This is a genomic window from Pseudoalteromonas sp. SR43-2, from assembly GCF_014163885.1.
GTDB lineage: Bacteria > Pseudomonadota > Gammaproteobacteria > Enterobacterales > Alteromonadaceae > Pseudoalteromonas > Pseudoalteromonas distincta.
The window spans coordinates 1-14266 of sequence record NZ_JACJED010000013.1 but is presented as its reverse complement, the minus strand read 5'-3'; the positions used below and the strand labels follow the sequence as shown (position 1 = coordinate 14266).

At 40.1% G+C, this 14266-nt stretch carries 16 protein-coding genes; 8 read left to right on the top strand and 8 right to left on the bottom strand.

The genetic code is table 11. The features are described 5' to 3' along the window. The first annotated feature begins 264 nt into the window (after nucleotides 1-264). The 4 genes from H5120_RS12040 (at nucleotide 265) to H5120_RS12025 (ending at nucleotide 6159) form a co-directional block, all read left to right on the top strand. Nucleotides 265-501, top strand: a complete 237-nt coding sequence (locus H5120_RS12040) for a hypothetical protein (RefSeq protein ID WP_024600378.1) — start codon at nucleotides 265-267, stop codon at nucleotides 499-501. 78 nt (nucleotides 502-579) lie between these two features. After that, a complete protein-coding gene (locus H5120_RS12035) occupies nucleotides 580-1827 on the top strand; it encodes an exonuclease SbcCD subunit D C-terminal domain-containing protein (RefSeq protein WP_182674586.1) in 1248 nt (415 codons plus the stop codon). After that, complete coding sequence (locus tag H5120_RS12030) at nucleotides 1824-5474, top strand: AAA family ATPase (RefSeq protein WP_182674584.1); 3651 nt, start codon at nucleotides 1824-1826, stop codon at nucleotides 5472-5474. The genes H5120_RS12035 and H5120_RS12030 overlap by 4 nt, the downstream gene beginning before the upstream one ends. A gap of 28 nt (nucleotides 5475-5502) precedes the next feature. Beyond that, nucleotides 5503-6159 carry a class I SAM-dependent methyltransferase gene (locus H5120_RS12025; RefSeq protein WP_182674582.1) on the top strand — a complete coding sequence of 219 codons (657 nt, stop codon included), beginning with the start codon at nucleotides 5503-5505 and terminating at the stop codon, nucleotides 6157-6159. A 1-nt stretch (nucleotide 6160) separates the two neighbouring features. Here H5120_RS12025 and H5120_RS12020 read toward each other — a convergent pair whose 3' ends face one another. Beyond that, nucleotides 6161-6331 carry a hypothetical protein gene (locus H5120_RS12020; protein ID WP_182674580.1) on the bottom strand — a complete coding sequence of 57 codons (171 nt, stop codon included), beginning with the start codon at nucleotides 6329-6331 and terminating at the stop codon, nucleotides 6161-6163. Nucleotides 6332-6442: 111 nt separating this feature from the next. Continuing rightward, complete coding sequence (locus H5120_RS12015) at nucleotides 6443-7048, bottom strand: short chain dehydrogenase (RefSeq protein ID WP_182674578.1); 606 nt, start codon at nucleotides 7046-7048, stop codon at nucleotides 6443-6445. A 148-nt stretch (nucleotides 7049-7196) separates the two neighbouring features. Between H5120_RS12015 and H5120_RS12010 the strand changes: the two genes are divergently transcribed. Next, complete coding sequence (locus H5120_RS12010; RefSeq protein WP_182673094.1) at nucleotides 7197-8078, top strand: LysR family transcriptional regulator; 882 nt, start codon at nucleotides 7197-7199, stop codon at nucleotides 8076-8078. A 156-nt stretch (nucleotides 8079-8234) separates the two neighbouring features. Here the strand turns inward: H5120_RS12010 and H5120_RS12005 are convergent, their stop codons facing one another. Genes H5120_RS12005 through H5120_RS11995 form a run of 3 tightly spaced genes read right to left on the bottom strand, consistent with a single transcriptional unit; the run spans nucleotide 8235 to nucleotide 9649 of the window. Then, nucleotides 8235-8627, bottom strand: coding sequence for an ACT domain-containing protein (locus tag H5120_RS12005; RefSeq protein WP_182674576.1), 393 nt, complete (start codon nucleotides 8625-8627; stop codon nucleotides 8235-8237). Between the two features lie 19 nt (nucleotides 8628-8646). Then, entirely contained in the window at nucleotides 8647-9192 is a 546-nt protein-coding gene (locus tag H5120_RS12000) for a DUF6942 family protein (protein WP_182674575.1), read from the bottom strand. Nucleotide 9193: 1 nt separating this feature from the next. Next, entirely contained in the window at nucleotides 9194-9649 is a 456-nt protein-coding gene (locus H5120_RS11995; protein ID WP_007376692.1) for a YaiI/YqxD family protein, read from the bottom strand. A 130-nt stretch (nucleotides 9650-9779) separates the two neighbouring features. Between H5120_RS11995 and H5120_RS11990 the strand changes: the two genes are divergently transcribed. Beyond that, complete coding sequence (locus H5120_RS11990) at nucleotides 9780-10301, top strand: lipocalin family protein (RefSeq protein ID WP_182674573.1); 522 nt, start codon at nucleotides 9780-9782, stop codon at nucleotides 10299-10301. Nucleotides 10302-10510: 209 nt separating this feature from the next. Here H5120_RS11990 and H5120_RS11985 read toward each other — a convergent pair whose 3' ends face one another. Genes H5120_RS11985 through H5120_RS11975 form a run of 3 tightly spaced genes read right to left on the bottom strand, consistent with a single transcriptional unit; the run spans nucleotide 10511 to nucleotide 12782 of the window. Then, entirely contained in the window at nucleotides 10511-10846 is a 336-nt protein-coding gene (locus tag H5120_RS11985) for a DUF3325 domain-containing protein (RefSeq protein WP_182674571.1), read from the bottom strand. After that, the gene (locus H5120_RS11980; protein ID WP_182674569.1) at nucleotides 10843-12444 is read right to left on the bottom strand and encodes a PepSY domain-containing protein; all 1602 of its coding nucleotides are present in this window, start codon (nucleotides 12442-12444) and stop codon (nucleotides 10843-10845) included. The genes H5120_RS11985 and H5120_RS11980 overlap by 4 nt, the downstream gene beginning before the upstream one ends. Next, nucleotides 12441-12782, bottom strand: coding sequence for a hypothetical protein (locus H5120_RS11975; protein WP_182674567.1), 342 nt, complete (start codon nucleotides 12780-12782; stop codon nucleotides 12441-12443). The genes H5120_RS11980 and H5120_RS11975 overlap by 4 nt, the downstream gene beginning before the upstream one ends. Nucleotides 12783-13017: 235 nt before the next feature. Between H5120_RS11975 and H5120_RS11970 the strand changes: the two genes are divergently transcribed. Then, on the top strand, nucleotides 13018-13374 hold the full coding sequence (locus H5120_RS11970; RefSeq protein WP_039488837.1) for a VOC family protein: 357 nt from the start codon (nucleotides 13018-13020) through the stop codon (nucleotides 13372-13374). A gap of 150 nt (nucleotides 13375-13524) precedes the next feature. Continuing rightward, the gene (locus H5120_RS11965) at nucleotides 13525-14106 is read left to right on the top strand and encodes a uracil-DNA glycosylase family protein (RefSeq protein ID WP_182674566.1); all 582 of its coding nucleotides are present in this window, start codon (nucleotides 13525-13527) and stop codon (nucleotides 14104-14106) included. Nucleotides 14107-14266: the final 160 nt, after the last annotated feature.

Below are 14266 nucleotides of genomic sequence, written 5' to 3'. Positions count from 1 at the left end.
TTCTAATTTGCAACAAGAAAAATGGGCTAAAAGCCCACTCTACTGAACAAAAACACAGTGAAAACAGCTGAATTATTGGCTCAAATATTGCCGAACTTCCTTAATATGCGCTATTTTTACGATAAATGATAAATAGTGTAATTTTAGGTTGATCTTTAGTGTAGTTTATATTTAAAATCGCCAACCTTTTTATTTGAGGCAAATAAATTCGTCACATTTATCCTCAAATTAATATCGATTACTAGCAAGAAATGCGGTGGGCTTATGGATTTTTACATCCTAAAAAAACAACAAGAACTAATTGCGGTTCCAGCAAGTGAGAATAACTGTAAGCAGTATCTCGATTCGGGTTATTTTTATATCGATAAAGTAGCAGCGTGCAACGAAACTAATGCATTAAAGGCGCTACACGCAAAACAAACTAAAACGTTAAAAATTCCATTATTAATGGCACTTTTAGCATTACCGGTTGTTTTTTCAGCTTGGTACAGTTTAACCTAAGGTAATGCACGGCTTAGGCTTGCATCTTTAACTGCCTTGGGTATATTGGCGCTCTTACGGTTTAATTAAGAGCGCGACATGAAAGTCCTCCACACCTCAGATTGGCACCTTGGCCAACAATTCTACGAACACGACCGCCGTGTTGAACATCAAGCCTTTTTTACATGGTTATTAGCCACTCTTGTTGAACAACAAATAGACTTACTTTTAGTTGCAGGCGACATTTATCATACCGCGACTCCAAGCGCTAGCGCCGAAAATCAGCTTTACCAATTTATTAAAGACGCCAAAAAGGCATGTCCACAATTACACGTAGTAATTATTGCGGGTAATCACGACTCTGCAAATCGTATTTTGGCAGCTCAGCCATTACTAGCGCAATTTGATACACACGTAGTAGGGCGCTTTGATGTCGCGACACCCGATGAAACTGTTATTACCGTAGATACCAATGGTAAACGCGCTGTAATCGTCGCTATGCCATTTTTACGTGCAAGCGATGTAAGTTTACTTAGCCAAACTGAAAACGGCCCTAGTTACGCTCAAGGCGTTGCAAAAGCTTATGAACTTGCACTAGAGCAAGCTACTAATATAAACGAGCAAAACTCACCACTAATAGTTATGGGGCATTTACACGCAAAAGGCGGGGATATTTCTAGTGATTCTGAGCGTAACTTAGTAATAGGTGGTGAGGAGTCTATTTCAGCCAATATATTTGGTAAACAAGCTAACTATGTTGCCCTTGGGCATTTACACAAAGCGCAACAGGTCGCTAAAAGCGATGTTATTAGCTACAGCGGCACACCCATACCTATGTCGTTTTCAGAACGTAACTACACGCACCAAGTAAATGTTATTGAGTTTATTACTGATGAAAAACAACATATTAGTACAACTGTAAACCCCCTTTACATTACGCGCTCTGCCGATGTAATTGTTTTACCAAAAGGGGAGTGTGTGCCATTAAGCGAGCTATGCGAGCAAATTAAAGCGCTCGACACTGCACAAAATACAATAGCGCCTTATTTACGTGTAAAGCTTAAATCAAGCGATACCGACACCACCTTCAGAGAACAAATAGAACAAGCACTTGAAGGCAAGCATATTAAATTTTGTGGTATTGAACGTGTACGTGAGCAATCGACTCAAAATGACGACAACACCGTATTTGAAGATTTAAGCGAAGTTGAAATGCTCAACCCACTAAACCTATTAGAACAAGCATTTGCAAACGATAAAGATATGGCAGGGCAAAGCGTACCCGATGAGCTAAAAGCACTTTTAAGTGACGTGATAAACGAGCTTACGGAGCAAGAACAACTATGAAAATAACCGCAGTTCGTATTCATAATTTAGCTTCAATAGTTGACGCTGAAATAGACTTTACTCAAGCCCCATTAAAAGATGCAGGCTTATTTGCGATAACAGGCGATACCGGCGCTGGTAAAAGTACCTTTTTAGATGCCATTTGTTTAGCCCTTTATACAAAAACAGCGAGGCTACGCGGCGATAAAGGTAACTTAATTGAGTTTAATGGCGACAGCATTAAGCTTAATGATGCGCGGAACCTACTACGCAGAGGTACATGGGAAGGCCACGCCGAGGTTGACTTTTTAGGGCAAGATAAACAGCTTTACCGTGCGCGTTATACAGTTTCACGCACTCATAAAAAGGTAACTGGCAAACTTAAAGTAGCAGAGCACACATTAGTAACCCTGCCAGACGAAACCTTAATAGCTGACAAAAGCCACACAATAAAAGAAGTTGAGAGCAAAATAGGGCTTAACTTTGAGCAGTTCTCACGTGCCGTACTTTTAGCGCAACATGAGTTTGCTGCATTTTTAAAAGCCACTGGCGATGAGCGAGCACAACTTTTAGAGTGTTTAACAGGCACCGATAAATTTAGCCGTATTGGCGTGCGTATTTTTGAGCGCCATAAAGAGCAAGTGGCAAAGCTTGAAGCGCTTAAAGCAGGCCTTGAAAGCTATACCTTATTAACGAGCGAAGAACTTGAGCTGCAACAAACCAAGTTAACCGATTTAAAAGCGCAAACCGAACACACTAAAAAAGAGCTATCCAAAACCGAAAAAGCACTTAACTGGTATCAGCAAGCTACAGTGCTTGAGCAAAACTTACTGCAAGCACAGCAAACCCAGCAACAAGCAAGCTCAGCGCTTGAAAGTATTACCTCACAAAGCGAGCAGGCAAAACAAGCTAAACAAACGCTTGAAATAAAAGATAACCGCAGCCGTTTTGCTCAATTAACCGATCAAAATACGGCGTTGGATCAGCAAATAACATCACTTAAAAGTGTTGATCATTTAGCGGTAATTAACGAGCGTAATACCGCGCTTGCAAAGCATACCGAGCTGCTTAATAACGCCAATGAGCAAAAACAAAATGCAGCGCCTATTATAGCTAAAGCGCGCGAGCTCGACAGCAATATTGCTTTGCAAACTCAAGCTGTAAAAGGTACTGAGTCGCAAATAACCAAAGAGCAATCTCAGTTTGATGAGCTTAATTTGCAGCTTAAACAAAGTAATAACGAGCTAGAAATTGTTAAAACCGACTCAACTAAAAGCCAGCAATGGCTTAATGAGCATGCACAGCTGCATGTTTTAGCAAAAGACTGGAGCTACTATCAGCAAAGCTTTAATACCTACTTAAATGCACAGCAGCAATTAACCGCAAACGCTGCGCAAAGCCAAACTCTTAATACCGAGCTTGCAGGTCAGAGTGAGCTTTTAAATATACAAAATAATAAAGTGCAGCAGTGCGAGGCGGTACTTAGTGGTGAGCAATCAACTTTACAGGCATTAAATACTCAGCTTAATGAATTTAATGCAGAGCACTGCGACGCGCAGCTAAAAAGTATTGATTACTTAAAAGAGCAGCGAGAGCGCTATAAGCAATTTAACGCAGAACTAAAACAAAGCACTCAACGCCAGCAAGTACTTAATCAGCAGCTAAATGAAAGCCAGCAAGCCCATGCTTTACTTAATCAGCATTTAATAACCAGCGAGCAAGCGCTTAAAGGTAGCGAGTACGCACTTAACCAAGCGCGCTTAAGAGCCAGCGAAAACGTAGAGCATTTACGCACTGAGCTTCGCCCTAATGAGCCTTGCTTAGTATGCGGCGCCACCGAGCACCCGTACGCGGTAAACCAAAATCAGCAATTAAATAACTTAATTACTGATTTTGAAAATGCTTTTAATATCGCTAAAAAGCAATTTGAGCATGCACAAAGCGAGCTGCATAAGCATCAAACTCAACATGCCGTATTAACTGCTGAACACGGACAACTTGAGCAAATAATACAAACAGCAAAAGCTAAACAGCTCGACATTAAAAATACCATGCAAGGCGCACGCACAGAGCTTAACGACTTAACGCCTGATCAGCTTGAAGTGACTTATAAGCAGTTAACGGAGCAAAAAGCGCAATACTTTGAGCAGCAAAAACGCCAGCGTACACTGCAAACCAAAGTAAATGAGCTACAAGCAGCACTTAAAGCAGAGCAGCAAGTACAGCAGCAACTGAGTAATAAACACCTTGAGCTTACACACCAGCAAAACCAGTTAACGAGTAAACATAGCGAGCTAAGTGCGCAAATTAACGAGCTGGGTACAACGCTCAATAATCAATTTGAAAACAATAATTTTTGGCAGCAATTACAAGCCAACACGCTTGAACTTAGCGAGCTGCACGAGCAGGTTACGCAGTATCAGCAAACTCAAACGCAACTTGAGCAAAGCCAAAAGCGCCAAAACATAGCTAATGAGCAAATAAAGCAGCTTACCCCGCTTGTTAGTAAAAGCGAGCAATCGTTAAAAGCACTTAATAAAGAGCTTGTAAAAGCTAAAGAGCTATTAGATGCTGTACAAAGTGAGCGCTCAGCTTTATTTAATAACGAGCAAATAAGCGCAGACGACTACCAAGCAAAACTCATAAGTGAGCAAGAGCAAAAGCAATCGCAGGTTCAAGCGAGTCAAAAAGCCTGTGACGACGCTATAAAACAACGAGATGAGCACGCTATAACGCTTAAAAATGTGGAGCAACGCTTACTTGAAAATAGCCAAGAACTAGCAACCCTTGAAGCACGTTATAACCAGTGGTTTACTGACTTTAAAGCGCAATACAGCGATGTAACGCACGAACAGGTCAAAATTTTACTAACACTCAGTAGCGAGACTATAAAAGCGCATTTAACTCAGCATGAGCAGTTAACTCAAGCGTTAATAGATGCAAATGCCGCATTGAAACAGCAGCAACTTACCTTTGAAAAACACAACAGTAGCGATAAACCAACACAAAGTGCAGAGGCTTTAAGTACGCAATTAAGCAGCTTGAACGAGCAACAAACGCAGCTGCAAAATTCATTACTAGCAACTAATACCGCTATTGAGCAACATAACCAAAACGCAAAGGCGCTTGAAGGCAAACAAGCCGAGTTAACTACGCTGAAAACACAGGTAGAGCAATGGCACTTGCTTAATAAAGTATTGGGCGATGCAACGGGTAAAACCATGCGTAACTTAGCACAAACACAAACGTTAAAAATATTACTGCACTATGCCAACAGCCATTTAAAAACACTCAACAAACGCTACGAATTAACCGCCATAGCGCAAACACTCGACATTGCCATTATCGACCGCGACATGGCCGACGAGCAACGCTCTGTTAATACGCTCTCGGGCGGTGAGTCATTTTTAGTATCGCTTGCGCTTGCACTTGGTTTAGCATCGCTTTCGTCTAACAAAGTACAAATCAATTCTTTGTTTATTGACGAAGGGTTTGGTACGTTAGATAGCGAAACCCTAAGCATTGCAATGGACGCTCTGGATTCTTTGCAAGCACAAGGCAGAAAAGTAGGCGTTATATCGCACGTAACACAAATGAGCGAGCGCGTAGCCACTCAAGTGCATGTAGCCAAAAAGCCAGGTGGATATTCCACCGTTGAAGTTTTATAAGCAACATTACTGAAAACAAGGAGATACAATGCCAACGTTTACAGGCGAGCAAGCAACACAATACGATAGCCGCATAACCCGTTTAGTTCCTGGTTATGAATTATTACATCAGCTCACTAATGCGCAGCTCCAAGCAACACTAAGCGACAATGCGCATATTTTGGTAGTAGGAGCTGGCACAGGCAAAGAAGTACTTGCACTGGCTGCACTAAACCCAACATGGCTATTTACCGTGCAAGATACATCAGCCGATATGCTTGTTATCGCACAGCAGCAATTTGATGAGCAAGGCATAACAAGCCGCGTAGATGTACATAATGGCCCCGTTGATAAGTTATCGGTTAAAGCCGATGCCGTTTTATGTTTATTAGTAATGCATTTTTTACAAGATAACGGCGATAAAAAAGAGTTATTAAAAGCAATTAAAGGAAGGCTTAAAAAAGACGCAAACCTTTATATTGCGGATTTAATGCGCCCCGAAACTTCATTTGAGCGCGAAGCCCAGCTTACAACGTGCGCGCAATTGGGTTTAACCGAAACCGGTAAAACACAAACAGGGCATGACTTAGAAAATGAGTTTTACCCGCTTGATAGAATGCGCTTTAGCGAACTGCTAAATGAGTGCAAATTTGGCATTCCGAAGATGTATTTTAAAGCCTTAGGTTTTAGCGGATATGTAGTTTAATTTATCTAGAAGAATGTGGCTTACACCACTGAATCGTGTGCTTATGGCGCGGTATTGTTTTACATTCTTTATTAGAATTTGCGCCTGGCTCGCTAACATATTGCGAGCTTGGCGTTACATTGGCACAACCTGCAGCCAATAATATAGCAAATATTGGAATTAATTTTTTCATTTTACCACCGTTTTGAATATGTTTTTAAAGCGCTTTGTCACTTTCTTTTAATGCAAAGCGCTTATTAATCTGCAAGCAAAGCTCACCTATCTGTTTGAAAGACTAAGCCAATTAAGCGTCTACAAAAATAACTTCGCCATTAATAAAACCATCAACCGAACGCTCAAACGCTTTACCTACAAGTTTGCCTGGTACTGGCTGAAAACCAGGCATCATTTCGCCATAAACGCCCCATGCTTCTTCAAGTACGGTAGGGTTTACCACATTAATACGTGTGCCTCGTGGCATTTCTAGTGATACGCATTTTGCAAACGTATCTATTGCGCCGCTGGTTGTTGCATCAGCAATTGCAAAAGGAATCGGCTTAACGTTTAAAATACCGCTAATTAGTGTAAATGAGCCGCCATCGGCAATGTACTTTTGACCAATGCGTACAAGGTTAATTTGCCCCATCATTTTGCTTATAATAGTGCTCATCCACTGGGCTTCGCTCATATCTGCAAACGTTTCGTATTCACATAAACCTACGGTATTAACTACCGCATCAAAATGACCTACTTTTTCATACAGCTCAGTAATTGACTGTTCACTAGTAATATCAACAATATGATCTACATCGCCCGAGCGACCCGCCGTAATTACTTTGTGCTTAGTTAAGCCAGTTAATGCCGCTTGACCCATTTTTCCTAGTGCGCCTATTAAAATTACTGTTTTCATTGTTTGCTCCAATCATTTGTTCACTTTAGTGTGTAGGAGCATAGTAAGGGAGTGGTTAAACAATGAAAAACAACCCTTTTATGTAAGTGATACCAAAATAATTGGTAATGTGGTACGTTCATCATGCTTAAACAACAAGGGCATTTGCATGAGTAAGTTAGACAGGCTAGATATAAAACAGCTACGTATTTTCCAAGCGCTGATTCGCGAAAAAAACGCATCAAAAGCGGCGAGTAAATTGGGCTTAACCCAGCAAGCAGTGAGTGAGCAACTTAAAAAGTTGCGTGATGTGTTTAACGACCAGTTGTTTTTAAGAAAAACTACCGGTTTTGTACCAACGCCTTATGCAGAGGAATTGTCGGTAGACATAGACAAGCTACTAAACGACTTTCAGGCACTATTAGCCCCTAAAATATTTGACCCAAAAACGGTTAGTGGTGCGTTTGTAATAGCCGCTACCGACTACGCACAACAAGTTGTTTTGCCTGCACTTGTAAAAGAGCTAAGAGAACAAGCGCCTAATTTAAAGCTAATAATAAGAGACTTTGAACTCGATAGTCTGCATGATTTAATGGAAAGCGGTAAAGTCGATTTAGCGATAGCTTTCCCCGACTATATTCCAAGTACTTACCCCATTATTAAACTGTTTGAAGAACAACACATTTGCGTTACTTCACCTAACTCATCAATAGCAGGGACACAACCAACCCTTGCACAAATAGCCAGCTACCCAAGCATTATTGCCTCGCCTTCGCGTCCAAATTTTAAAGGCTCTATTGACGATTGGTTTAAAAGCTTTGATTTAACACGCAATGTTGTTGTGTCGGCACCGTGTTTTTCTATTGTACCGATGTATCTAGAAACTACAGACTCCATTGCATTTTTACCCTCACGCGCAGTAAGCTCAGAGCTGGTAAAAATTGATTTGCAACAGTTACCAGCCCCGTTTGACGTAATAGCCGCATGGCATCCGCGTTACAGTAAAAATCCGCTGCATAAATGGGTGGTATCGAAATTGGTTGTTGAGTGATACAAAAACAATTGTTTGTAATAAAAAATAAAGCGGATATTAGATATTTTAATAAAAATTTTAAGCCAAGAGCATCATGAAATGTAGGTCGGTTAAGCGAAGCGTCACCCGACGCTCCAATATTCATATCAATCAGGTTGTTGCTTCACCAGCAACCTAACCAATCTCTCCAAGTGCTTTGATTGCGGCTTGTGCTTTGTCTGTTTGTACAAAAATATGGTCATGATAAAACGCAGCTACCACGTTAGCGCTAATGCCATGCTCAGTTAGCTTTGCAGATACCGCAGCAGTTAGCCCTACGGCCTCTAAGCTTGAATGTACGTTAAGGGTAATTAAATTATATTTGCCCTCGTAAGTAATACCTGCTTTATCGGCAGTTTCAGCTTTTAAAATAAGGGTTAGCCCTTCTTCTTCAACATAAGTGGCAAGTGGCTCTAAATGAACATAATCAGCCAATTTACCTGCTAAGCAACAAAAAATATACTCGCCTTGCTTAAGTGCTGGCTGCATTGATTTTAATAATTCGTTTAACTCTAAAATTCCTGCCATGGTTGTTCCTTACAATGTGTTATTTAGTGGCTTTTAGCTGCGCGACTAGCTCGCTTAATCTCGCAATTTTTATATTACTTAACTGTCTGTAATCAAAATACGGGCAAACAATAATGTTGTTAGTTGTGTCTATTGCAAACTCGTCGTCGAGCCAATCAAATTGGGCATGTAACTTACCTTGTTGTAATAAGTCTTTAGCGTGCGTACGACCGGCAATTATGTGTAGCTGGTTTTTATTGCTGGCTTTGCTAATATCAGGCGCGCTAAATAGCAGAGCAGTTTTACTATTTTTTTGAAGTAAAAACTCATCGCGATATTGTTGCCAAGTAGGGGCTTGTTTAGCAAATGAGTAATGCTCACTTGGCAGGGTAAATAGCACTTTGGCGTAAACGTTAAATACCTTACGCCAACCATTACCACAGTGCAGGTTTATAGTATTTATTTGATCATTTATAACCGGTACTAGGCATTCGAGTGTTTCAAAAAACGGCATTGGCGGCGCTTTTGCTACGTATACCGCCACGCTAAATTGCGTATCACCTAAGCCAACTAATTGGGTATTCAAGTTAGTTAGCCTTGTTTTGCGCTAAAATACGGTCGAGGTTATTTGCAAAGTTTTGGCGATCGGTTTGGCTAAGTGGCGGCGGCCCACCACTCATTTCTACGCCACTTGAGCGCATGGTATCCATAAAGTCTCGCACGTTAAGTATTGAGCGGATATTCTCGGTGGTATAAAGCTCGCCACGCGGGTTGAGTGCTTGCCCGCCGTTATCAATTACTTCACTTGCTAGCGGAATATCGCCCGTAATAACTAAATCGCCTTTTTCAATACGTTTTACTATTTCGTCGTCGGCTACATCAAACCCCGACGATACTTGAACGCGGCTTATGTATTTTGACGGCGGAATACGCATTGCGTGATTAGCCACTAAAATAGTCTCGATTTTCATACGCTCTGCAGCTCTAAAAAGTATTTCTTTTATAACAACAGGACACGCGTCTGCATCTACCCAAATTTTCATGCTATGGTCATTTTTATTGCTTTAGAATTAATATGATCCTATAGCAAAATTTTTTAATCGGCTAGCAAACTTTATATCCATCTATATTTAGATAATACATACTATTTATGTAATTTAAAAAGGAGCTTACATGAAGGCTATAAAATACGGTTTACTTATTACAGGGCTATTTTTTCTTAGTGCTTGCACCAGCCCTCCTGAGGGAATAACACCCGTTAAAAACTTTGATATACAAAAATATAAAGGCAAATGGTTTGAAATAGCGCGTCTTAATCACTCATTCGAAGAAGGTATGGAGCAAGTTACCGCGACTTATTCAATTAACGACGACGGCACAGTAAAGGTCCTTAACAAAGGGTATTTAACGGATGATAAAAAATGGGATAACGCCGAAGGCTTAGCCAAGTTTGTTGAAGGCACTGACACCGGACATTTTAAAGTCTCGTTTTTTGGTCCATTTTATGGGGCTTACGTGATTTTTGAGCTTGACCAACCCGACTATCAATATGCATTTATAACCAGTTACAACAAAGATTACTTGTGGTTTCTGTCGCGTACGCCAACGGTTAGCAAAGAGCTTAAAGAACACTTTTTAACAAAAGCTAAAGAGTTGGGCTTTGCTACCGATAAAATAATTTGGGTTGAGCAATAAACAATGTAAAGCCCCTTTACAGTAGTAATAAAAGAGTCATCTAACTGTAAAGTAACTTAAATATATTATGGTTATATTGTGTGTACTTGCCGTGAGACAGCAAGTATTAGAAACACTGAATATCCCCTATTGTTGGCAAGCTATATAGCTTGCCATTTTTTTTGCCATAATCTATGGGAAATAACGGATCACGTTTTTACTAACTAAGGCTAGTTTAATGCTAAAAACAACCCACTTAGTACAATTAACACGCTATTTAAAACACTAAACCACTTTACGTAGCTTACTAAAAAATTATAAAAAACCATTATAATTAAAACACTTAGGCTCATAAATCCGCAAAATAGTAATGCTCCATATCCATCTTGAGTAACTATACAAAGCACCAAGCTTAGTAAAATACTGATCCAAGCAGCTAATAGCAGCTTTTTACGTTGGGACTCTGTAGGGCGTTTTTTAACTACATCTTTAAAATGATTATACTTAGCCAGCGCAAAACAGTTAAAACTGAGCAGGCATAGGCTAAACCCAAGTAAATCAATCATGGTTTTTGCCTTTTAAGGTTATTAGATTGACTAGGGCTGATTATTTTTGAGTTGTTTTTAGCAGTACATAATTTTTCGGTTTGTATAAAAAACAATATACTAAATAACAAAAACAGTGCATCAAAAGTAAATAAAGACCACTGTTTGTGCATCAAATAGCTAACTATATTACCGTTAGTTGTAAGTGCATTAATAACCGGTACGCTTAAACATGCAACAGCATTTATAGCTGCCATAACTCGCCATTGCAGTGCATCGCGCTTTATAAGTGCTAAAAGAGCAACCGCTAGCCATGTTAAAAAGAACGCGAGTATTTCTTTATCTGCGCGCTCTGCGGTAGTTGGGCTAAGTAGTCTGTTAGCAATAAAAAATGCACACGTTGCCAGTGGAAGCCCCATAATAGTGGCTAGGTTTAACCCTTCAACTAGTTTTAAACCAAACGAAGGTTTAACGTTATTTTTAGTTCGCTCGCGAATTCGCTTAGCCCACATAATACAGCCAGAGCCAATCATTACACAGCCTGCAATACCACCTAATACGTATAACCAGCGCAACAACCACGTAGCTAAACGCCCCGTATGCATTGAATTAAGCGACTCGTAAAGCGCTTTGCTGCTAGTTAGTTCGTCATCAGTTTTAGCGACCATTTGCCCTGTAGCACCACTAAATATTAAGCGTGGTGCTTGGTCGCGTAGTGTTTTACCTGCGCTAACTAATACGGTAATTGTTGAAGCTGCCATATTTGGTTGATTAACTTGTACGCGAGTAATATCTGCATGAGGCCACTTAGTATAAACCTGATCCAAAATGCGTTGAATCGGCACCATTGATGATTCGCCTTGAGCTTTATCGGTCATGGTGTTGCGAGGGGTTACATCATTAAAAAAACCACGCATGCCGTTATCGTAAGACGTTTGCGCAGGGTAGGGAAACAACATAAATATAAGTGTAATTATACCCGTATAAGTAATCATTAAATGAAAAGGAAGGGCAAGCACTGAGCTTAAGTTATGGGCATCTAACCATGTACGGCTACCTTTGTTACGCCTAAAGCTAAACATATCTTTAAAAATACGCTTATGAATAACCACCCCCGATATAATGGCAATCAGCATAAAAAAGCTAGCAAAGCACACAATCCAGCGTGCGGTTATTGCATCCATGTAATGTAAATCATAGTGCAGCCGATAAAAAAAGTTACCGCCTTTAGTATCTACAAAGGGCTCAAGCTCTTGCATGGTATTAGGGTTTAGCTGTGTGTTTTCAAACCGGCTGCGGCGCTGACCTGGCTCTTTTGGTTTTGCATAACCATAAATTAAATAAGGAATGCGTGGCTCGGGTAATGTAATACGCCAGCTTGATGAGTGAGCTCCATGGTTAGCTAAGTAATCAAATCCGGTAATTATTTGTTGTTTTTGCGCTTCTATACGCTGTGTTTGGGCTTGCACATTATGAATGGCAGGTTGATTCCATAACGTTATTTCGTCTCTAAAAAAGCTAAGAGTCCCTGCAAAAAATATTAAATATAATAACCAGCAAACGAGTAACCCTACCCAAGTGTGCAACCAAGTCATTGATCTGAAAAAGCTGTCTTTCATACCCAATCCTTTAGCAACGCAAGCAACCCGGCGAACGTACCTGTACTTAGTAAAATACTGATCCACACTGTTTTTAATGACTTAATGCTAAAGGCATAAATAAATACGACGGCATAAATTAAAATGCTAATTGAAACACTAAAAAGCACAGCGTCTTGTTTAGCTATTGGTAACACAAAGCTTAATAACGCAGTATTTGCAGAGGTAAAAGCATAGCCACCAATTATGGCAATAAAAAAACGTAAAAATACCAAAACTCGATAACTGCTTACGCTTTTTACTATAAGCGCAATCACGTTAACCTTATCGAATGGCGCACTGTGCAAAGGTGCCTGCATAATTAATTAATCCCTTTATTTAAAGCTGAGGATAAAACAAAGGCGCTATTATATATGTTACAAATACAAAAGATAGTTATTCTCATTTGTGATGTTTAACTTTTGAGTAAGTTATGCTTACTTAGTTACTTAGTTACTTAGTAAAATACTGATCTGATATTATTTAATGATATTGCACAGGCTCTATGTAATGCTTAAGGTTAATAAACTGAGTAAAAATAAAGAGTGAATAACGATGAGCGATCACGAAAAACTAAATTACGTTGAGTTCCCTGCATGCGACTTACCTGCAACTAAGGCCTTTTTTAGTCGTGTATTTAATTGGCAGTTTACTGACTACGGCCCAGAATACACGGCGTTTAGTGGCCAAGGGCTCGATGGTGGCTTTTTTAATGCGCCGCTTAAATCGCTAACTCAAAACGGTGCTGCGCTATTGGTTTTTTATAGTAACGACATTCACGCCACTTATAAAAAAGTACAACTCCATGGTGGCACAATCTTAAAACCTATTTTTGAATTCCCGGGTGGTTGCCGGTTTCATTTTGCAGAGCCAAGCGGCAATGAATTTGCTGTATGGGCCGAGCAACACTAGGTTTTACAAGGCTTGTAGCGCGAATAAGCTTAAAGATCACGATTTTACTAACTAATCGCCATTTTAGATAAAATAAACCGATTTTTTACCAACTCATTTATCCTAAATGGCCATTTAGGATGAAAATTAAGCATTTAAGGCCAAATAAACATGAATAGTCACCAATTAATAGACCAAGTTAGTAAATGCGTGATCTGTGAACCTCATTTACCTTTAGGGGCTCGTCCTGTTATACAATTTAACCCAAACGCACGCATTTTAATTGCAGGCCAAGCACCTGGAATCAAAGTTCACGAAACAGGTGTGCCGTTTAATGATGCAAGCGGAAACCGCCTACGAGAATGGCTTGGGCTAACAAGGGATGAATTTTACGATGCTAATAATATAGCAATTTTACCTATGGGCTTTTGCTACCCGGGTAGGGGTAAGTCGGGTGATTTACCACCGAGAAAAGAATGTGCCCCTGCATGGCGCGAGCAATTATTGGCTGCACTACCAAATATTGAGCTGACAATAGTGCTTGGTAAATACGCGCAGGCGTATCATTTACCAGAGACTAAAAAAATGCCACTTACGGAGTTAGTAAAATCGTGGCGTGAGTATTGGCCAAATTATTTAGTGCTTCCACATCCGAGTCCGCGTAATAATATATGGCTTAAAAAGAACCCATGGTTTGAACAAGATGTACTTCCAGAACTGGGTAAACGCATTGCTACTATTTTAAATAAGTAATGCTTCTAGCATTAGGATTTATTGTAAAGGGGCTTTATACCAATCCGCAATAATACTTAATCATTTTGCGGGGCTAAACGTGTCGCTACCTGTGTTAAAAAATTCTCATTTACGACTGCATGGATGCAGAAGGTAGAGCAATGCAGGAGCAATTGCCGAG